This is a genomic window from Ruegeria sp. B1, assembly GCF_056535885.1.
Genome location: NZ_JBQFJA010000001.1, coordinates 560296 through 579275 on the forward strand (window position 1 = coordinate 560296; position 18980 = coordinate 579275).

Here is an 18980-nt window from a genome sequence, read left to right on the forward strand (position 1 = left end):
TGGTAAAGGATACCGCAAATGTACCTGTTCTTGGCTTTTTTATTGGTTCCGATCATCGAGATCGCCCTGTTCATCCAGGTTGGTGGTCTGATCGGTCTATGGCCGACGCTGGCCATTGTAGTCCTGACTGCGGTTTTAGGCACCGTTCTGGTGCGGACACAAGGTCGCATGGCGCTGGGCAATCTACAGCGGTCCTTTGCCGAGCTTGACGATCCGACCGAGCCGCTGGCCCATGGTGCCATGATCCTGCTGTCCGGCGCCTTGCTGCTGACGCCCGGGTTTTTACCGACGCGGTCGGCTTTGCCTTGCTGGTTCCAGGCGTTCGGGTGGCGGTCTTCCGCTATCTGAAGTCCAAAGTCACCGTCACCCAGTTTCAAATGGGACCCGGCCCCGGGTTTCGGGGTCAGCGCAACCCGTTTGATCAGGACGACGTCATTGATGGCGAATTTACCGAGGTTCGGCCCCAAAAAGACCCGTCAAAACCGTCCAAATGGGTTGAAGGTCCGCACCAGCATTGAGGTACCCGGCCCAACTTGCTAAGCAGTGGCGAATTTTATTTTTGGAGTAGATCCATGGCCGAAGAAAACACTGCAGAAAACACTGCGGCCCAAGCTGCCCCCCAGGTACAGATGCGCGTTCTAGGACAGTTCATCCGTGACATGTCCTTTGAAAACGTGATGGCCCAAAAGGGCGTGTCTGGAGACGTGCAGCCCGAAATCTCGGTTCAGGTGAACCTGGATGCCAAAAAGCGTCAGCAGGATCATCAATACGAAGTTGCGATCAAACTGAACCTGAAGTCCAAGGCCAAAGGGCTGGAGGACGTTCTGTTCCTGTTCGAGATCGACTATTGCGGCTTGTTCCACGTGGAAGGCGTGCCAGAAGATCAGATGCACCCGTTCCTGATGATCGAATGCCCGCGTATGCTGTTCCCGTTCCTGCGTCGGATCGTCAGCGACGTCACCCGCGACGGTGGATACCCGCCGGTCAATCTGGACACCATCGACTTTGTGTCTTTGTACCGCAATGAACTGTTGCGCCGTCAGGCCGAGCAGGCCCAGAAAACAGACGCCTGAAGATTATGACCCGTGCCTGATCGGTTCAGGCGCGGGTCCATAGGGCGTTTTCGCCCAGTTTTTCCACGAATTTCCTATGTGCTGCGCGTTCATCCTCGGTGATCCGGGATGGAAGTGGCGCGTCCCTAGGTACAGGCCGCCACTCCTCGCCTCCGCCTGCTGCCGTTGCGCCCGATGAGGACAGCCCAAAGTCGGGCTGCCGCCCACCAATCAGTTCCAGATACACCTCGGCTAGTATTTCCGAGTCGAGTAGCGCCCCGTGCAAAACGCGGTTTGAGTTGTCGATGTTGAATCGCCGGCACAGTGCATCCAAAGATGCAGGCGACCCCGGAAACCGCTTGCGCGCAATGGCAAGCGTGTCGAGTGCCTGATCCATCGGAATGGGTTGCAGCCCAATCCATTTCAGTTCCGCATTCAGAAACTTCATGTCAAAGGATGCGTTATGGATTACCAGCTTGGCTTCACCCACAAAGTCGCGAAACCCCTGACCAACCTTAGAAAAGACAGGTTTGTCTTTTAAGGTGACCTCGCCTTTTTCCGCCGGGCGCGGCGTTTCCAGCAGATCGGGCCCGATACCGTGTACACCAAAGGCTTCCTCGGGCATCGACCGTTCGGGATTGATGTAGACGTGATAGGTTTCGCCGGTGGCCACGTGATTCCAGAGTTCGACCGCCCCGATTTCCACAATCCGATCCCCACCATCCGGGTCGAAACCGGTGGTTTCGGTATCAAGTACAATTTCACGCATCTGCTATCCCCGCCCGTATCTGCCTGACGATATCCTGCACCTGAGCGCGGGCGTGGTCCAGAGTGTCGGTGATAATCACGTAATCTGACCGGGCGCATTTCTCATCGTTGGGCATTTGCTTGCTGAGAATCTGCTCAAACTGTGCTTCGGTCATCGTTCCCCGTTCCAAAACGCGGCGCTTTTGTTCTGCTTCTGGGATTGAAACGCAGGCCACAGCGTCCATCGCCGCTTCGCCACCAATTTCGAACAGCAATGGAATGTCGAACACTACAATCTCTGCTGCTGTTTGCGACCGGAACGCCGCTCGATCCTCTGCGACCAGTGGGTGTACAATGTACTCTATGGTTTTCAGGGCGCTTGGCGTGTCTGAAATGATCCGTTTCAGCGCATCCCGGCTGACCGCGTTGTCCACGACGGCGGACGGAAAAGTGGTGCGGATGGGTTCGACCGCAGCGCCATCTTTGGAATACAGCCGGTGCACAGCTGCGTCAGCGTCCCAAAGGGCACAGCCCTCTTCAACAAACATCTGTGCCGTCGTGCTTTTGCCCATGCCGATGGATCCTGTCAGGCCAAGGGCAAAGCTCATGCCAAAGTCGCCGCGCGCGTTTCAGCGTCAACCTCGGGACGCAGTCCAAACCACCGTTCGAAGCCGGGCACAGCCTGATGTAACAGCATGCCCAGACCGTCGACCGCGGTGCATCCTGCCTCTTCGGCGGTTTGCAAAAGCCGGGTTTTCAAGGGCACATAGACCAGATCGGTGACAACCGCGCCGGGCTGCAGGCCGTCCAGCGGCACGCGCAGGTCTGGCTGGCCCTGCATTCCCAGCGACGTAGTGTTGACCACCAGCTCCGCGTCCTCGATGACGTTGCCGGCCTGAACCCAATCGATCACTGTAATGCGCTGGCCAAACTCTTCTTTCAGATGATCAGCCCGAGTGCGCGTGCGGTTTGTCAGCAGAATCTCCGGCACACCCGCATCGCCCAGTGCTTGCAGCACCGCCCGCGCGGCCCCGCCGGCGCCGAACACAACAACCGGACCATCCTGTGCATTCCAGTCCGGCGCTCCGCGACGCAGGTTTTCCATGAAACCGTAGCCGTCTGTATTGTCTGCGTGGATGGCGCCATCTTCCCTGAACACAAGCGTATTTGCTGCCCCAATAACCGAGGCCCGGTCCGATACGTGATCCGCTAGTCTCAAGGCAGCCTCTTTATGCGGAACCGTTACGTTCGCGCCGACAAAACCGGCCTTTGGCAGGGTGCGCAGAACATTTTCCAGATCTGCCTGCGCGACATCCATTGGAATGTAATGTCCCGGCAAGTCATAGGTTTTCAACCAATGCCCGTGCAGTTTCGGAGACCGTGAATGCGCAACGGGATGCCCGATGACCCCGGCCAGAGGAATCCGATAGTCGGTCATTGCTTGATTACCCCTTTGACAGCCAGATAGTTTAGAAGCTCCAACAAGGGCATACCCAAAACGTTAAAGTAGTCGCCGTCAATGCTGGCAAACAGACGCACGCCCTCTTCCTCTAGCCTATAGGCCCCGACTGCGTGCCGAATGCTATCCCAGTTTCGCGCCACGTAGTCTTTTAGGTATGCGTCCGAACTGGCACGCATGCGCAGACGAACCTGCCCGACATGCCTCCAGATCGGTTCCCCGTCCTGATAAATTACCGCGGCAGACAATAACATGTGCCGTTTACCACGCAGCGCCTTTAGCTGCGCCAGCGCGTCCTCAGGGCTTTCGGGTTTTGACAGCAATCGCCCTTCGAAGTCCAGAACCTGATCACAACCCAGAACCATGGCGCCTGGACTCTTGTCGCTGATTTTGCGGGCTTTCATTTCCGCTAGCATATCGGCAATGTCACGCGGGGATGCGTTCTCGGCCAACAAGGCGCGTTTCATGGTATCCTCATCCACGCGGGCGATCTGAACCGTGAACGGGACCTGAGCGTTCCTGAGTAATTGCGCCCGAATGGCAGACCCTGAAGCGAGGACGATGGGGACAGTCATGTGGAAAACCCCGTGGGCTAATCAATGGGTGGTCTGGTACGGTTTGTATGGTTTTCCGGTTGACACGCAACCCCGAGACTTTCGTGGGAAACATCTCTGAGTCGTTCGGATTCTGTCCCAGGTGAACAAGGATAACTCTAGAGGCTTGGACAACACGTGTTTCCCCAGATACCCAGTAAGTTATCCACAGTATGAATTACCCGGACGTCATTTAAGTAATTATATTTAAACACTTATTTTTCGTACTAACAGATTTACTCTAACGGTTTTGAATACTGTCCACCTGGGGAAAAGCACCTGCAAAACTAAGTAATCCACGGATTCTAAGGGTCCTACAAAACCATCATCCTTTTTCTTTCTATATATTTTTATTAGGGAGGATCAGACCAAAGCTGAGAGCCATGATGAGTGATTTCCTATTTGCAATCTATCCATGGGTGAAGTCGCTTCACATTATGGCGGTCATCTCGTGGATGGCGGGTCTGTTCTATCTGCCCAGATTGTTCGTCTATCATGTTGAGAAGGCGCAGGCCGTCGATGGGGCGCAAGAGATTTTCTTTGAAATGGAAGAAAAACTGCTGCGCGTAATCATGGGCCCTGCGATGATCGTGGCCTGGGTCTGCGGGCTGATTATGGTCTTTACGCCGGGCATCGTGGGATGGGACTGGACGTGGCCTTGGGTCAAGGGTGCCGCTGTGATTGGAATGACATGGTTTCATCACTGGCTGTTGACGCGGCGCAAGGACTTCCGCGAGGGGCGAAACACGCTCACAGGGCGGCAGTATCGCATGATGAACGAGGTTCCAACCGTTTTGATGGTTGTGATCGTCCTGTCGGTTATTCTGAAATTCTGACGCCTGTTTGACTCTCACTGACCTCCCGCTTATGTAGGTCTCAACGCGCCCGTCCGGGCGATGACTTTTCCAGTTTAAAAATCCACTCCGTGCAGCAACCGATGCGGCCAAGGTTTCTATAATCATGACAACTGACTCTCTGAATCTGGCCGACCTGAAGGCCAAAAGCCCCAAAGATCTTCTGGCGATGGCCGAAGAGCTGGAGATCGAAAACGCCTCGACCATGCGCAAAGGCGAGATGATGTTCCAGATCCTGCGCGAACGCGCGGACGATGGCTGGACCGTTGGTGGCGATGGCGTGCTCGAAGTTCTGCAGGACGGGTTTGGCTTTCTGCGCTCGCCCGAGGCGAACTACTTGCCCGGTCCGGATGACATCTATGTTTCACCGGATATGATCCGCCAGTACAGCCTGCGGACCGGTGACACGGTTGAAGGTGAGATCAAATCACCGGATGACAGCGAGCGTTATTTTGCGCTGACCAAGGTCACCAAGATCAACTTTGAAAACCCTGAAAAAGCCAAACATAAGATTTTGTTCGATAACCTGACGCCGTTGTATCCGGACGAGCGTCTTAAGATGGAGATCGAAGATCCGACCATCAAGGACAAGTCGGCCCGGGTGATCGATCTGGTCTCGCCCATCGGTAAAGGCCAGCGGTCGCTAATCGTTGCGCCTCCTCGGACCGGTAAGACGGTGATCCTGCAGAACATTGCGCATTCGATCGAACAGAACCACCCCGAGTGTTACCTGATCGTCCTGCTGATCGACGAACGCCCGGAAGAGGTGACTGACATGCAGCGCTCGGTGAAGGGTGAGGTTGTCTCCTCGACCTTCGACGAACCTGCCACCCGTCACGTGGCGGTATCAGAAATGGTGATTGAAAAGGCCAAGCGTTTGGTCGAGCATAAACGAGATGTTGTTATTCTTTTGGATTCGATCACAAGACTTGGTAGGGCGTTTAACACTGTGGTCCCATCTTCGGGTAAAGTTTTAACCGGTGGCGTGGACGCAAATGCCTTACAACGGCCCAAGCGTTTCTTTGGTGCAGCCCGGAATATCGAAGAAGGTGGGTCGCTGACGATCATCGCCACCGCGCTGATCGACACCGGCAGCCGGATGGACGAAGTCATCTTTGAAGAATTCAAAGGCACCGGTAACTCGGAAATCGTCCTTGATCGCAAGATCGCCGACAAGCGCGTGTATCCCGCGATCGACATTCTCAAATCCGGGACCCGGAAAGAGGATTTACTGGTCGAAAAAGGGGATCTGGCAAAGACCTATGTTCTGCGTCGCATTCTCAACCCAATGGGCACGACGGACGCAATCGAGTTCCTTCTGTCCAAGTTGAAGCAGACCAAGACAAATGGCGAGTTCTTCGATTCGATGAACACCTGACACAGGTCTTAACCGACGCGAGGCCTTCGAATGGATACGATATTCGCCTTGGCCAGCGCGCAAGGCAAAGCAGGGGTGGCGGTTATCCGTCTGTCCGGCCCATCGGCGCATTCTGCCGCGGCCGCTTTGGCTGGTGGCGATCTACCGGCGCGCGGCGTAAGTGTGCGCAGGCTGCGGGATCACACAGGGGCAACGCTGGATGAGGGGCTTGTTCTAACCTTCCAGGCCCCGGCAAGCTTTACCGGTGAGACTGTGGCGGAGCTGCAAATTCACGGCAGCACAGCGTCAGTTGATGCGGTGTTGCGGTGTTTGTCGGACTCCGATGGCCTGCGCTTGGCCGAGCCCGGAGAGTTCACGCGGCGGGCGCTGGAAAACGGCAAATTGGATCTGGCCCAGGTCGAGGGTTTGGCAGATTTAATTGATGCTGAAACTGAAGCACAAAGAAAGCAGGCGCAGACCATTTTGGCCGGCGAGTTGGGTGTTTTGGTCGAACGCTGGCGGCGCGATCTGATCCGGGCGGCATCTCTGCTCGAGGCGGTGATCGACTTTGCCGAAGAAGATGTTCCGACAGACGTCACACCCGAGGTATGCACTCTGGTGACTGGTGTCATGAATGATCTGCGTCGTGAAGCGGATGGCGTCAAGATAGCCGAACGCATTCGGACCGGGTTCGAAGTGGCCATTGTTGGTCTGCCAAATGCCGGAAAATCCACACTGCTGAATGCGCTGGCCGGGCGCGAAGCTGCAATCACGTCCGAATACGCCGGAACCACCCGGGACGTGATCGAGGTGCGCATGGACTTGTCTGGCCTTCCGGTGACCTTGCTGGATACGGCAGGTTTGCGGGATACTGAGGATCACGTTGAAAACCTGGGAATCGAATTGGCCAGAAAACGCGCCGAAGCAGCGGACTTGCGTGTCTTCCTGTCGGAAGTTCCCGAGGCTTTGGGCGTTTCAATGGAAGCCGGTGATATCCAGGTTTTGCCTAAGGCCGATCTTTTGCCGGATGCTGCGGGCGGCGTCTCTGGGAAAACGGGACAGGGTATAGATGCCCTGATTTCCCAGATTTCGTGTGTACTCGGTGAGCGATCTACAGGCCATGGTATTGCAACACGCGAACGCCATCGGGTTGCAATTGTCAAAGCACTGGATGCGCTTGGGGCTGCAATTGCGGTTCTGGAATCGGGTCCGGACTTGTATGATATCGCGGCAGAAGAACTCAGAACCTCAATCCGGGCCCTTGAATCTCTGCTTGGCAGAATAGATGTCGAAACTCTGTTGGATGAAATCTTTTCCAGCTTTTGTCTGGGCAAGTAAGGAGTGTTTCACGTGAAACATTCAAAATTTGATGTCCTTGTCATCGGTGCCGGCCATGCTGGAACCGAGGCTGCCCATGCGGCTGCGCGTATGGGGGCGACTACGGCGTTGGTCACGCTTTCGGCATCCGATATTGGCGTGATGTCCTGCAACCCGGCCATAGGTGGATTGGGCAAGGGCCATTTGGTGCGCGAGATTGATGCGCTTGACGGCGTCATGGGCCGCGTCGCGGATCAGGCGGGCATACAGTTCCGCCTGCTGAATCGGCGCAAAGGACCTGCGGTGCAGGGGCCGCGAATACAGGCCGACCGGGCATTGTATCGCGCAGCCATGCAGAAGGAGACGCAGGCGCAACCAAACCTGGATGTCATCATCGGCGAAGTGGTCGATTTCCTCATGGACGGGGATTGTGTTGCGGGCGTCAAACTAGGTGACGGTTCCGAGGTTCCTGCGCGCACGGTCATCCTCACCTCTGGAACTTTTCTGCGAGGTGTTATCCATATTGGGGATGTCTCGCGCCCGGGTGGGCGTATGGGTGACAAACCGTCCGTTAGGCTGGCCGAGCGTTTGGACAGCTACAACTTGCCCACGGGGCGGCTGAAGACGGGCACGCCTCCACGTTTGGATGGTCGGACGATCGATTGGTCTGACTTGGAAAAACAGAATGGCGACGATGATCCGACCTTGTTTTCGTTTCTTTCTACTTCAGTTGTTGCACCTCAGATTTCGTGCGGGATCACACATACAAATACGCGCACCCATGAAATCATTGAGAAAAACCTGTTCAAATCCGCCATGTATGGCGGGCATATCGACGGTGTTGGACCCAGGTACTGCCCATCGATAGAAGACAAGATTGTGCGCTTTGCGGAAAAGGACTCCCATCAGATCTTTTTGGAACCTGAGGGCGTTGATGATCACACAGTTTATCCGAATGGAATATCAACGTCGCTGCCACAGGATGTCCAGCTGGACTATGTTCACTCGATCAAAGGACTTGAGCAGGCGACTATACTGCAGCCTGGGTATGCGATTGAGTACGACTACGTAGATCCGCGCGTTTTGTCTGCGTCGCTTTCGCTGCCGGATGTTTCAGGCCTATATCTTGCCGGTCAGATTAATGGAACCACGGGATACGAGGAGGCGGCGGCGCAAGGTCTGGTTGCTGGTCTGAATGCCGCGCTTGAGGCGCGAGGTCGCGACCCAGTGCATTTCACGCGCGCCGACAGCTACATCGGAGTGATGATCGACGATTTGACAACCCGTGGTGTGGCGGAACCCTACAGAATGTTCACGTCGCGTGCTGAATTTCGTCTGTCGCTGCGCGCGGACAATGCAGACCAGCGCCTGACATCTGTTGGTTTGGATATTGGCTGCGTTGGAGAGACGCGACGCGCGCACTTTGAAGATAAAATGACCAAGCTTGAGGCCGCGAAATCGATACTGACGGACGGCACATATACGCCGAAAGAGATGCGGGCCGCAGGAATTGCCGTCAACCAGGATGGTAACCGCAGGGACGGTATGGCCATTCTGGCCTTTCCGGATGTTACTTTCGGTGATCTTTTGCCGCTGATACCCGACCTTGATGTGGTTGAAGGTGATATCCGGCAGCAAGTTGAGCGGGACGCGCTTTACGCCAACTACATTTCCCGACAGCAACGCGATGTCGAGGCGATGAAGCGGGACGAATCTTACAAGATTCCACGCGACTTTGATTACTTTTCGCTGGATGGGCTGTCCGCCGAAATGAAACAGAAGCTTTCGCAAGCCCGACCTGCCAATATTGCACAAGCCAGCCGCGTTGAAGGTGTCACGCCCGCAGCGCTGACTTTGGTTCTGGCCAAATTGCGCCGGGACAGCAAAGTGCGCCGGGCATGACACCGGACAAAAGAGTGATTGACGCTTTAGATGTTTCACGTGAAACATTGGCGCGCCTGACAACCTATGTCGACCTTGTTGAACGCTGGAATCCGAGGATAAACTTGGTGTCCCGCAGCAGCCTGACAGATACCTGGTCAAGGCACATCCTGGATTCGGTGCAGGTTTATCGGTTGGCGGGCCGTTTTGATCACTGGGTTGATCTTGGAAGCGGCGGAGGTTTCCCGGGAATGGTGTGCGCTATCCTGGCTGCTGAAGGCGCGCCGAGTGCCAGCTTTTCCCTGCTCGAAAGCGACCAGCGCAAGTCTGCCTTTTTGCGGACGGTTGCGCGAGAGTGCGGAGTGAACTGCCGCATTTTTTCCAAGCGGATCGAGTCGGTTGATCCACTGAGCGCGGATATCCTATCTGCCCGTGCACTGGCAGAATTAAGAACTCTATTATCCTTTTGTGACAGGCACTTAGACAAGAACGGCTTGGCCTTGTTGCCGAAAGGCGCAAACTGGAAAAAAGAAGTGGATGCCGCGCGCGAAGAATGGAAATTTGACGCAGAGCCGATTACAAGTCTAACGGAACCTAAGGCCGTCATCCTTAAGATTAAAGGAGTTTCACGTGGTTGATCTGTCTCGTCCCTCAGGGCCCCGGATTATTGCGGTTGCCAATCAGAAGGGCGGAGTTGGAAAAACCACAACTGCGATCAACCTCGCGGCGGGGCTGGCCGAAGCCGGTTGCAAAGTGCTGGTGGTTGATCTGGATCCTCAGGGGAATGCGTCCACGGGTTTGGGGGTCGAGGACCGGGACTGGACAACTTATGATCTGATCCTTGATGACGCGCCGCTGGAGGCTGTTGTACAGGAAACCGAAATTGGCGGTCTGCTTGTGGTTCCCGCGACCGTAGATCTAAGCTCTGCTGATATCGAGCTGATATCGAATGAAAAACGCAGCTATCTGCTGCATGACGCGCTCCGCCAGACGGCGATCGATAGTTTTGAGCTGGATTTTGTCCTCATTGACTGCCCACCTTCGCTGAACTTGCTGACCGTCAACGCCATGGTGGCGGCACACTCAGTGTTGGTTCCGTTGCAGAGCGAGTTCTTTGCTTTGGAAGGCCTGTCACAGCTGATGCTGACCATTCGCGAGGTGCGCCAAGCCGCAAATCCGGACCTCAGAATCGAAGGTGTTGTGTTAACTATGTATGACAACCGCAACAACTTGTCCCGTCAGGTCGAAAAGGATGCGCGTGACAATCTGGGTGAGATGGTCTTTAAGACCAAGATACCCAGGAACGTGCGGGTGAGCGAAGCGCCGTCTTACGCTCTGCCCGTATTGCAATATGACTCGGGCTCCCTTGGGGCGATGGCGTACCGGCATTTGGCGCGCGAGATCATGCACAAGAACAATAAGATCGCCGCATAAGCGGCAGTGAGGAGGGCGAGGTGAGCGCCAGAAAAACAAAATCAAGAGGTCTGGGGCGCGGATTGTCGGCCCTGATGGCTGATGTCACACCCGAGGGCGGGGGCCGCCCCTCAACCGAGCCGCGTCGGCCCGATTTGACCGTTCCCATCGAAAAACTGCGCGCCAATCCAAACCAGCCGCGCCGCACGTTTTCGCCAGACCAGCTCAATGAACTGGCTGCGTCGGTCAAAGAAAAGGGTATCATTCAACCGCTGATCGTCCGCTCCATCGGTGATGGCGAGTACGAGATTGTTGCTGGCGAACGCCGCTGGCGTGCGGCGCAGATGTCGCAACTGCATGATATTCCTGTGATTGTGCGCGACTTCGACGATACCGAAGTGCTTGAAGTCGCGATTATCGAAAACATCCAGCGTGCCGATCTGAACGCTGTCGAAGAGGCGGCGGGTTACAGACAACTGATGGATCGGTTCGGCCATACGCAGGAAAAGATGGCCGAGGCGCTGGGCAAGAGCCGCAGCCATATTGCCAACCTGTTGCGGCTGTTGTCGCTTCCAATGGACGTCCAGACGCTTGTTATCGAAGACAAACTGTCCGCCGGTCATGCAAGGGCGCTGATTACGGCGGATAACCCGTCCGAGCTGGCCAAGACCATTGTGCGGGATGGATTGTCAGTGCGTGCGACCGAAGCGTTGGTCAAGAAACAACAGCAATCCGGTTCCGATCGTCCTGCACCGCGATCCAGAAACCTGAACGCTGGCAAAGATGCAGATACGCGCGCGTTGGAAAAAGACCTGTCGGCCATTCTGGCAATGAAAGTGTCCATCAATCACAAGCCGGGTTCAGAAACGGGCCAGGTTGTACTGACCTATGAAAACCTTGATCAGCTGGACGATCTGTGCGCCAAGCTCAGCCGTTAGGTCGGGTCCAGATAAAGATCATCACGCCACCCAGAACGACAGCCTGAATCATCAGGATATGCGTCGGGGCTGAAGCCAGCACAGAGATGCCAAAGACAGCGGCGACAGATACCGTGGCGGCTCTTTTTGCGACCGGGCGAATTGCTCCGGATCTTTGCCAGTCCAGGATCATCGGCCCGAATGTGCGATGAGTGATCAGCCAGTTGTGAAGGCGCGAGGACGAGCGGGCAAAGAAGAAAGCGGCCAGCAACAGGAAGGGCACGGTCGGCAACAGCGGCAGCAGCACCCCGATCATCGCGAGTGCGACGCAAAGCAACCCCAATCCGGCCCAGAGATACTGCATCATCTACCCCAACAACTCGCGGATGACCGCATTCAGCACGGCCCGCCCGTCTTTGGTGGCCGATAGCCTGTTGCCTTGTTGCGTGATCATACCCATTTCCCGAAGGGCTTTGAGCTTTGCCTCGGGCAGGGGTATGCCAGATAGTGTCTCATATCTATCTATATCTAGACCTTCAGAAACTCTCATACACATCATGAGGTATTCGACGGCCTGATCTTCGAGCGTCAGACTCGCGCGCTGCTTTTCGCCCGACCCGTCCGCAACAGCCCTTAGCCAGGCATTTGGCGCCAGATAGGTTTCGGTCGCGAGTTTTTGACCACCCAATGTGATCCGGCCATGCGCGCCGGGTCCAATACCCACGTAATCGCCATAACGCCAGTAGATCAGGTTATGTTGGGATTCTGCTCCCGGACGGGCGTGGTTCGAGATCTCATAGGCCGGAAGGCCATGCGCCTCGCAGATGTCTTGCGTCGCGAGATACATGTCCGCTGCACTGTAGTCTTCGGGCAGGCCGCGCAACTTGCCAACCGCATAGCGATCGCCAAAGGCTGTGCCATCCTCGATTGTCAGTTGATAGAGCGACAGATGGTCAACCGCCATCGAAAGCGCCTCGGCCAGTTCCGCGCGCCATGCCTCCAGCGTTTGGTGTTGTCGCGCGTAAATCAGATCAAAACTAACGCGATCAAAGCAGGCGCGGGCGATATCAAATGCAGCGCGTGCCTCTGCGACCGTATGAATGCGGCCCAGTCGGCGCAAATCATCATCGTTCAGCGCCTGAACACCCATAGATATTCGAGTCACCCTGGCATCGCGATAGGCCGTAAACCGACCTGCTTCGACGGATCCGGGATTGGCCTCGAGCGTGATCTCCATGTCATTGGCCGGATGCCAGAGGGCGCGGGCCTCGTCGATGATCGCTGCAACTGTTTCCGGGGCCATCAGCGATGGCGTACCGCCACCAAAAAAGATCGTGTTTAACACCCGATCAGGCGTTTCGGCGGCTGAGCGCTTTAGTTCGCTGAGATAGCACTCAAGCCATTGTTTTTGATCAATAGTTTTTGAAACATGGCTGTTGAAGTCGCAATAAGGGCATTTGGCCTCGCAAAAAGGCCAATGCACGTACAGGCCAAAGCCCCCGTTGCGCCAGTCATCCGTCAAAACAGCCTTTCACGAACATCTCCACCGCGCGACCGCGATGGCTGATCCTATTCTTTTCCCAGCGATCCATCTCGGCATAGGTAATGTCGTAACCTTCGGGGACAAACATCGGGTCATAGCCGAAGCCGTCCTTGCCGCGGATCGGCCAGACCAGATGGCCGGGCGCGACCCCTTCGAACACTTCGTCATGCCCGTCGGGCCAGGCCAGCACCAGCGTGCACCGAAACTGCGCCCTGCGCGGGTGTGCAGCGTCTTTGGCTTCGAGCTCGTTGTGCGCACGTGTCATCGCAATCATGAAATCGCGTCCTGTGGCGGTTTCTGCCCAATCCGCGGTGTAGACACCCGGCGCGCCTCCCAGATCGTCGATGGTGATGCCGGAATCGTCCGACAGGGCTGGCAAGCCGGTGGCTTTGGCGGCTGCATGCGCCTTGATCCGGGCGTTTCCGACAAACGTGGTTTCGGTTTCGTCCGGTTCCGGCAGGCTCATCTCGGCTGCACCCACGACAGTCACCCCAAAGGGTTCGAGAAGATGCGCCATCTCTTCAAGCTTGCCTGTGTTATGGGTGGCAACAAGCAACTTGTCACCTTCGAACCTACGGGTCATGCAGTGGCGGCCTTTTGGGCCGCGACCAGTTCGCCGACGCCCTTCTCGGCCAGGTCAATCAGTTGATTCATCTGATCGCGGCTAAAGACGGAGCCTTCTGCACTCATCTGCACTTCGATCAACTTACCGGATCCGGTCATGATGAAGTTTCCGTCCACCCCGGCTTCGCTGTCTTCGGGATAGTCCAAATCCAGGACAGGCTGGCCCGCATAAATACCACAGGATACGGCCGCGACCGGATCGACCAGCGGATCCGAGATCACATCTCCAGATTTCATCAACCTGTTAACTGCCAGGCGCAAAGCGACCCAGCCCCCGGTGATCGCGGCGCAGCGTGTCCCGCCATCGGCTTGAATCACGTCGCAGTCCACGGTGATCTGGCGCTCCCCCAATGCAACCCGGTCTACCCCGGCTCGCAGCGCGCGACCGATAAGGCGTTGAATCTCAACAGTTCGTCCACCCTGTTTGCCTGACGCCGCCTCGCGCCGCATCCGCGTGTTGGTCGCCCGCGGCAGCATGCCGTATTCTGCGGTGACCCAGCCTAGTCCGGACCCTTTGATGAATGGAGGCACGCGATCCTCAAGCGAGGCGGTGCACAGCACATGGGTATCGCCGACTTTGATCAGGCAGGAGCCTTCGGCATGTTTGGTGAACTCGGGTTCAATTGAAACCGGGCGCATTTCGCTTAAATCTCGTCCAGAGGGGCGCATGGGAAATCCTTTGTTTGCTGGCTTGGGGATACCGTCCCGTGGCGTTACGATGCAACCCCGATTGACCTTTCAGATGCCTGCTATTTAATGACAATCCAGCAAGGGATTGCCGATGAGCGAAGCAAGCAAGATTCTGGACGAGATGAACGAGCGGTCGCGCGAAGTGTTCCGTCTGATCGTCGAGAGTTATCTGGACAGCGGCGAACCGGTCGGCAGTCGCACCCTGACCCGCACGCTATCGGAAAAAGTCAGCGCCGCAACGGTGCGAAATGTGATGCAGGATCTCGAGTTTCTGGGTCTTTTGGACAGTCCGCATGTCAGCGCCGGCAGGGTTCCCACCCAAATGGGCCTGCGTATGTTTGTGGATGGCCTGCTTGAACTCGGTGACCTGGGGGCGGAAGACCGTCAAAAACTGGAAGAGACTTTAGGCTCTAACACAGGCGATGTGGGCGGAATGCTGGATCGGGTCGGGTCCGCTCTGTCACATGTGACACATGGTGCTTCGTTGGTTCTGACCCCTAAGCAGGAATCTGAAATCAAGCATATTGAGTTCGTTTCCCTCGCGCATGACCGCGCGCTTGTGGTCTTGGTGTTTGCCGACGGGCATGTAGAAAATCGGCTGTTCACGCCGCCGCCCGGTCAGACGCCAAGTTCGATGCGCGAAGCTGCAAATTTCCTCAATGCATTGATCGAGGGGCGCACGCTCAGCGAAGTGCGGCGTCAGATGCAGACCCAGATCGCTGCCCGCAGACAGGAAATCGATGCCTTAGCCCGGGAAATGGTCGAACGCGGCATAGCAGCCTGGGATGGGGACGGGACCGACTCGGCCCGATTGATCGTCCGAGGGCGGGCGAATCTGTTGAGTGAACCCGGTGAAGCGGAGGAGTTGGACCGCATTCGCACCCTGTTTGACGATCTTGAGCGTAAGCGTGACATCGCGGAATTCCTTGAATTAACCGAAGACGGCGAAGGTGTGCGCATTTTTATTGGGTCTGAGAACAAACTTTTCTCACTTTCGGGTTCCTCTTTGGTGGTGTCTCCATATATGAACGCTGATCGTAAGATAATCGGTGCGGTCGGGGTCATTGGACCCACACGTTTGAATTACGGACGGATCGTGCCAATTGTGGATTACACGGCACAACTGGTCGGCAAGCTGATATCCGACCGGAGCTAGAGGTTAGAAGATGGCAGAGCCCAAGAACGAAGATTTTCTGGACGATATCGCAACCGCCGAAGCCGAAGAGCTGGCGGATGAATTTGCGGAAATCAGCGACGACGCAGTGGAGCTGGACCAGTTGCGTGCCGAGCGGGACGATTATAAAGACAAGTTCATGCGCGCGCTGGCGGATGCCGAGAACGCCCGCAAGCGCGGTGACAAGGCGCGACGGGATGCAGAACAGTATGGCGGGTCAAAACTGGCGCGCGACATGCTGCCGGTCTACGACAATATGAAACGTGCGCTTGAGGCGGTGACCGACGAGCAGAAAGAAGTTGCTGCGGGTCTGATCGAAGGGATCGAGCTGACCATGCGCGCCCTGAAAGATGTGTTCCAGAAACACGGGATCGAGGTGATTACACCCGAGGTGGGCGACCGTTTTGATCCGAACCTGCATGAGGCGATGTTCGAAGCGCCTGTACCGGGGACGCGCGCAGGCGACATCATTCAGGTCTCGGCAGAAGGATTCATGCTGCATGATCGTCTTCTGCGCCCGGCGCAGGTAGGCGTGTCTTCGACGCCTGCAAGCTGATTGGCTTCCAAGAAGCCAAGCCTTCGGCGAGAGTGTTTTCAAAAAGATGAAGGGGCGGTCAGGATTTGGCCGCTTCTTTCAGTTTGTAGATCAGGTCGAGTGCGTCGCGGGGGCTGAGTTCATCCGGTAGGATGTCCTCCAACATGTCGGTCACCGGTGAGGCTTTGGGGGCCGGGGGTGGCGGTGGCGCCGCTGAGAACAGCGGCAGGTCATCGATCAGCGCTTTTTGCTTGCCGCCCTCGCGTTCGGTTTTTTCAAGCTGGTCGAGGACCACACGCGCGCGATCCACCACGGAGGCTGGCAGGCCCGCGAGCTGTGCGACCTGAACGCCATAGGACCGGTCGGCGGCGCCTTTGTGAACCTCGTGCAGGAAAATCACCTCGCCTTCCCATTCCTTGACCGCGACGGTGGCATTGTCGACACCTGCCAGCTTGCCGGCCAAGGCGGTGAGTTCATGGTAATGCGTGGCAAACAGCGCGCGACATTTGTTTGCAGCATGCAGATGTTCGAGCGTGGCCCAGGCGATGGACAAACCATCATACGTGGCCGTGCCGCGACCGATTTCGTCCAGGATGACGAGCGCGCGATCATCGGCCTGATTCAGGATGGCGGCGGTTTCAACCATCTCGACCATGAAGGTCGAGCGGCCCCGGGCCAGATCGTCCGAGGCCCCAACGCGACTGAACAACTGGCTGACAACGCCAATATGTGCTTTTTCGGCGGGAACATAGCTGCCCATTTGGGCCAGCAGCGCAATCAAGGCGTTCTGACGCAGAAAGGTCGACTTACCTGCCATGTTGGGCCCGGTGAGCAGCCAGATCGCCGCGCCGTCGTCAGCGCTCAGGTTACAATCGTTGGCGACAAAGGCATCGCCGCTTTGCTGGCGCAGCGCGTGTTCGACAACCGGATGGCGGGCTGCCTGTATTTCAAAGGCGCGGGAGCTGTCGACCTGCGGGCGACACCAGTTTTCCCCACGCGCCAGATCGGCCAGTGCCGTGGTCAGATCGAGTTCGGCCAGCCCCCGGGCAGCTTGGTTCAATTGCGCGGCCAGAGCGAGAATTTCGCCAGAAAGCCTTTGATAGAGCCGCTTTTCGATCTCCAGGGCCAGATTGCCCGCGTTCAGGATTCGGGTTTCGATCTCCGACAGTTCGACCGTGGTGAACCGGACCTGATTGGCGGTGGTCTGACGGTGGATGTAGGTTTCGCTGAAGGGCGGATTCAGCATCTTCTCGGCATGGGTGGCCGTGGTTTCGATGAAATAGCCCAGCACATTGTTGTGCTTGATCTTCAGCGACGTGATGCCGGTGTCGGTTGCATACTTCTGCTGGAAACCGGCGATCACAGATCGTCCCTCATCGCGCAGGGTGCGGGCTTCGTCCAGCTCAGTGTCAAAGCCCTGCGCAATGAAACCGCCGTCGCGGGCCAACAAGGGTGGTTCGGCGACCAGCGCCTTGTCCAGCAGGGTCAACAGGTCGTCGAAGCCAACAAGGTCCTGGAGTGCGGCTGCCAGCAGCGATGGCAGCTCCTGATCTGCACAGATCTTCGCAATTGCCGCTGCCTGGGTCAAACCTGTGCGGATGGCGGCCAGATCACGTGGGCCGCCGCGCTCCAGCGACAGTCGGGACAAGGAGCGATCCAGATCGGGGGTTTTGCGCAAGGCTTCACGCAGGTCCGAGGCGGTCAGGCTGTCCTCGGCTGCAAAGGAAACCGAATCCAGCCGTCTATGGATCACATCCAGATTGCGCGAGGGGCTGGACAGGCGTTGTTCCAACAGCCGCGCCCCGCCGGGCGTGACGGTCCGGTCGACCACCGACAAGAGCGATCCGGCGCGCCCGCCAGACAAGGATCGCGTCAGTTCCAGATTGCGCCGTGTGGCCGCATCGATCTGCACCACGCGGTCCTCGGATTCCTTCAGTGGTGTTTGCAGCAGCGGCAGTTTGCCCTTTTGCGTGATCTCCAGATAGTCGATCAGCGCACCCATGGCCGATATTTCAGCCCTTCCGAAGTTCCCGAACGCATCCAGTGCGGCCACGTTAAACAGGCCGCAAATACGTTTTTCGGCCGAAGTGCTATCGAAGCTTGCGCGCCCGACCGGGGTCAGAGAGATCCCGAGGTCACGAACTGGCTCCTGCAGATGCTGTTCGGACACGTCCGCCATGATCAGCTCGGACGGGGCCAACCGTGCAAGCTCGGGGCTCAGGCGGACCGATGTCAGCGGCATCACGTGAAACGCGCCGGTTGAGATATCGGCCCAGGCCAGCGCGGCCTCATCGCGCACCTCGGCATAAGCGGCTAGAAAGTTGTGGCGACGGGCTTCCAAAAGCGCGTCCTCGGTCAGCGTGCCGGGCGTCACCAGGCGCACGACATCGCGCTTTACGACTGATTTAGAGCCTCTTTTCTTCGCTTCCGTCGGGCTTTCCATCTGTTCGCAAACGGCGACGCGAAAGCCTTTGCGGATCAGTGTCAGCAGATAACCTTCGGCGGAATGCACAGGCACGCCGCACATCGGAATATCCGCGCCATTGTGTTTGCCGCGCTTGGTCAGGGCGATGTCCAGCGCCTGGGCGGCATTGACCGCGTCCTCGAAAAACATCTCGTAGAAATCACCCATTCGGTAAAACAGCAGCGCATCGGCATGGGCCTCTTTGATCTCGAGATATTGCGCCATCATCGGCGTGACTGTGGACAAGGCTGATCCCTTCTGGCGTATTCCGCTGGCGACCTTACAAATCCGCCTTCGGCAGTAAAAGGCGAAAAGTATTGTCGTTGAGGCGCGCACCGGCCTGCGTTATGAGGCAAAGGC

The 18980-nt window shown here is 56.9% G+C and carries 19 protein-coding genes and 1 pseudogene; 11 read left to right on the plus strand and 9 right to left on the minus strand.

The window, feature by feature from the left end:
- Window positions 1-18: 18 nt before the first annotated feature.
- Both ACR3ES_RS02760 and secB read left to right on the plus strand, forming a co-directional pair.
- Window positions 19-518: pseudogene (locus tag ACR3ES_RS02760) on the plus strand (FxsA family protein).
- A 54-nt stretch (window positions 519-572) separates the two neighbouring features.
- Window positions 573-1073, plus strand: coding sequence for a protein-export chaperone SecB (gene secB, locus ACR3ES_RS02765; protein ID WP_170431563.1), 501 nt, complete (start codon window positions 573-575; stop codon window positions 1071-1073).
- Window positions 1074-1098: 25 nt separating this feature from the next.
- Here the strand turns inward: secB and dnaQ are convergent, their stop codons facing one another.
- From dnaQ to ACR3ES_RS02785, 4 genes are read right to left on the minus strand one after another with little or no spacing between them, the layout of a single operon-like run.
- Window positions 1099-1821 (minus strand): DNA polymerase III subunit epsilon, encoded by a 723-nt coding sequence (gene dnaQ, locus ACR3ES_RS02770; RefSeq protein ID WP_170431560.1) that lies wholly within the window; start codon window positions 1819-1821, stop codon window positions 1099-1101.
- A complete protein-coding gene (coaE, locus tag ACR3ES_RS02775) occupies window positions 1814-2407 on the minus strand; it encodes a dephospho-CoA kinase (protein WP_170431558.1) in 594 nt (197 codons plus the stop codon). The genes dnaQ and coaE overlap by 8 nt, the downstream gene beginning before the upstream one ends.
- Complete coding sequence (locus tag ACR3ES_RS02780; RefSeq protein ID WP_170431557.1) at window positions 2404-3237, minus strand: shikimate dehydrogenase; 834 nt, start codon at window positions 3235-3237, stop codon at window positions 2404-2406. The genes coaE and ACR3ES_RS02780 overlap by 4 nt, the downstream gene beginning before the upstream one ends.
- Complete coding sequence (locus ACR3ES_RS02785; protein ID WP_170431555.1) at window positions 3234-3833, minus strand: nucleoside triphosphate pyrophosphatase; 600 nt, start codon at window positions 3831-3833, stop codon at window positions 3234-3236. Before ACR3ES_RS02785 ends, ACR3ES_RS02780 begins: the two co-directional genes overlap by 4 nt.
- Before the next feature lie 404 nt (window positions 3834-4237).
- Here ACR3ES_RS02785 and ACR3ES_RS02790 point away from each other — a divergent pair, with 404 nt between their 5' ends.
- The 7 genes from ACR3ES_RS02790 (at window position 4238) to ACR3ES_RS02820 (ending at window position 11611) form a co-directional block, all read left to right on the plus strand.
- On the plus strand, window positions 4238-4687 hold the full coding sequence (locus tag ACR3ES_RS02790) for a CopD family protein (RefSeq protein ID WP_170431553.1): 450 nt from the start codon (window positions 4238-4240) through the stop codon (window positions 4685-4687).
- A gap of 124 nt (window positions 4688-4811) precedes the next feature.
- Window positions 4812-6083, plus strand: coding sequence for a transcription termination factor Rho (gene rho, locus ACR3ES_RS02795; protein WP_170431551.1), 1272 nt, complete (start codon window positions 4812-4814; stop codon window positions 6081-6083).
- 30 nt (window positions 6084-6113) lie between these two features.
- A complete protein-coding gene (gene mnmE, locus ACR3ES_RS02800) occupies window positions 6114-7400 on the plus strand; it encodes a tRNA uridine-5-carboxymethylaminomethyl(34) synthesis GTPase MnmE (protein WP_170431549.1) in 1287 nt (428 codons plus the stop codon).
- A gap of 12 nt (window positions 7401-7412) precedes the next feature.
- Entirely contained in the window at window positions 7413-9281 is a 1869-nt protein-coding gene (gene mnmG / locus ACR3ES_RS02805; protein ID WP_170431547.1) for a tRNA uridine-5-carboxymethylaminomethyl(34) synthesis enzyme MnmG, read from the plus strand.
- Entirely contained in the window at window positions 9278-9898 is a 621-nt protein-coding gene (gene rsmG, locus ACR3ES_RS02810) for a 16S rRNA (guanine(527)-N(7))-methyltransferase RsmG (RefSeq protein ID WP_170431545.1), read from the plus strand. Before mnmG ends, rsmG begins: the two co-directional genes overlap by 4 nt.
- Window positions 9891-10694 carry an AAA family ATPase gene (locus ACR3ES_RS02815; RefSeq protein WP_170431543.1) on the plus strand — a complete coding sequence of 268 codons (804 nt, stop codon included), beginning with the start codon at window positions 9891-9893 and terminating at the stop codon, window positions 10692-10694. The genes rsmG and ACR3ES_RS02815 overlap by 8 nt, the downstream gene beginning before the upstream one ends.
- 20 nt (window positions 10695-10714) lie before the next feature.
- Window positions 10715-11611 (plus strand): ParB/RepB/Spo0J family partition protein, encoded by an 897-nt coding sequence (locus ACR3ES_RS02820; protein WP_170431541.1) that lies wholly within the window; start codon window positions 10715-10717, stop codon window positions 11609-11611.
- Here ACR3ES_RS02820 and ACR3ES_RS02825 read toward each other — a convergent pair.
- Genes ACR3ES_RS02825 through rph form a run of 4 tightly spaced genes read right to left on the minus strand, consistent with a single transcriptional unit; the run spans window position 11601 to window position 14426 of the window.
- Window positions 11601-11954: a YbaN family protein gene (locus ACR3ES_RS02825; RefSeq protein ID WP_170431539.1), complete on the minus strand. Its 354-nt coding sequence runs from the start codon at window positions 11952-11954 to the stop codon at window positions 11601-11603. The two genes, ACR3ES_RS02820 and ACR3ES_RS02825, sit on opposite strands and share 11 nt — an antisense overlap.
- A 3-nt stretch (window positions 11955-11957) precedes the next feature.
- Complete coding sequence (hemW, locus tag ACR3ES_RS02830) at window positions 11958-13112, minus strand: radical SAM family heme chaperone HemW (RefSeq protein WP_170431537.1); 1155 nt, start codon at window positions 13110-13112, stop codon at window positions 11958-11960.
- A complete protein-coding gene (rdgB, locus tag ACR3ES_RS02835; protein WP_170431535.1) occupies window positions 13102-13716 on the minus strand; it encodes an RdgB/HAM1 family non-canonical purine NTP pyrophosphatase in 615 nt (204 codons plus the stop codon). The genes hemW and rdgB overlap by 11 nt, the downstream gene beginning before the upstream one ends.
- Entirely contained in the window at window positions 13713-14426 is a 714-nt protein-coding gene (gene rph, locus ACR3ES_RS02840) for a ribonuclease PH (RefSeq protein WP_170431533.1), read from the minus strand. The genes rdgB and rph overlap by 4 nt, the downstream gene beginning before the upstream one ends.
- A 112-nt stretch (window positions 14427-14538) precedes the next feature.
- Here rph and hrcA point away from each other — a divergent pair, with 112 nt between their 5' ends.
- Together hrcA and ACR3ES_RS02850 are read left to right on the plus strand one after the other, a co-directional pair.
- Window positions 14539-15603, plus strand: coding sequence for a heat-inducible transcriptional repressor HrcA (gene hrcA / locus ACR3ES_RS02845; RefSeq protein ID WP_170431531.1), 1065 nt, complete (start codon window positions 14539-14541; stop codon window positions 15601-15603).
- 10 nt (window positions 15604-15613) lie between these two features.
- The gene (locus ACR3ES_RS02850; RefSeq protein ID WP_170431529.1) at window positions 15614-16177 is read left to right on the plus strand and encodes a nucleotide exchange factor GrpE; all 564 of its coding nucleotides are present in this window, start codon (window positions 15614-15616) and stop codon (window positions 16175-16177) included.
- A 58-nt stretch (window positions 16178-16235) separates the two neighbouring features.
- Here ACR3ES_RS02850 and mutS read toward each other — a convergent pair whose 3' ends face one another.
- The gene (mutS, locus tag ACR3ES_RS02855) at window positions 16236-18848 is read right to left on the minus strand and encodes a DNA mismatch repair protein MutS (RefSeq protein ID WP_170431730.1); all 2613 of its coding nucleotides are present in this window, start codon (window positions 18846-18848) and stop codon (window positions 16236-16238) included.
- Between the last annotated feature and the right edge of the window lie 132 nt (window positions 18849-18980).

Bases quoted from the DNA above. Each gene is read 5' to 3' on its own strand.
- ACR3ES_RS02785 (WP_170431555.1), bottom strand. From the start codon at position 3,833: ATGACTGTCCCCATCGTCCTCGCTTCAGGGTCTGCCATTCGGGCGCAA.
- hrcA (WP_170431531.1), top strand. From the start codon at position 14,539: ATGAGCGAAGCAAGCAAGATTCTGGACGAGATGAACGAGCGGTCGCGC.
- rsmG (WP_170431545.1), top strand. From the start codon at position 9,278: ATGACACCGGACAAAAGAGTGATTGACGCTTTAGATGTTTCACGTGAA.
- secB (WP_170431563.1), top strand. From the start codon at position 573: ATGGCCGAAGAAAACACTGCAGAAAACACTGCGGCCCAAGCTGCCCCC.
- ACR3ES_RS02780 (WP_170431557.1), bottom strand. From the start codon at position 3,237: ATGACCGACTATCGGATTCCTCTGGCCGGGGTCATCGGGCATCCCGTT.
- coaE (WP_170431558.1), bottom strand. From the start codon at position 2,407: ATGAGCTTTGCCCTTGGCCTGACAGGATCCATCGGCATGGGCAAAAGC.
- mnmE (WP_170431549.1), top strand. From the start codon at position 6,114: ATGGATACGATATTCGCCTTGGCCAGCGCGCAAGGCAAAGCAGGGGTG.
- rph (WP_170431533.1), bottom strand. From the start codon at position 14,426: ATGCGCCCCTCTGGACGAGATTTAAGCGAAATGCGCCCGGTTTCAATT.
- ACR3ES_RS02825 (WP_170431539.1), bottom strand. From the start codon at position 11,954: ATGCAGTATCTCTGGGCCGGATTGGGGTTGCTTTGCGTCGCACTCGCG.
- dnaQ (WP_170431560.1), bottom strand. From the start codon at position 1,821: ATGCGTGAAATTGTACTTGATACCGAAACCACCGGTTTCGACCCGGAT.
- mutS (WP_170431730.1), bottom strand. From the start codon at position 18,848: ATGATGGCGCAATATCTCGAGATCAAAGAGGCCCATGCCGATGCGCTG.
- ACR3ES_RS02850 (WP_170431529.1), top strand. From the start codon at position 15,614: ATGGCAGAGCCCAAGAACGAAGATTTTCTGGACGATATCGCAACCGCC.
- rdgB (WP_170431535.1), bottom strand. From the start codon at position 13,716: ATGACCCGTAGGTTCGAAGGTGACAAGTTGCTTGTTGCCACCCATAAC.
- rho (WP_170431551.1), top strand. From the start codon at position 4,812: ATGACAACTGACTCTCTGAATCTGGCCGACCTGAAGGCCAAAAGCCCC.
- ACR3ES_RS02790 (WP_170431553.1), top strand. From the start codon at position 4,238: ATGAGTGATTTCCTATTTGCAATCTATCCATGGGTGAAGTCGCTTCAC.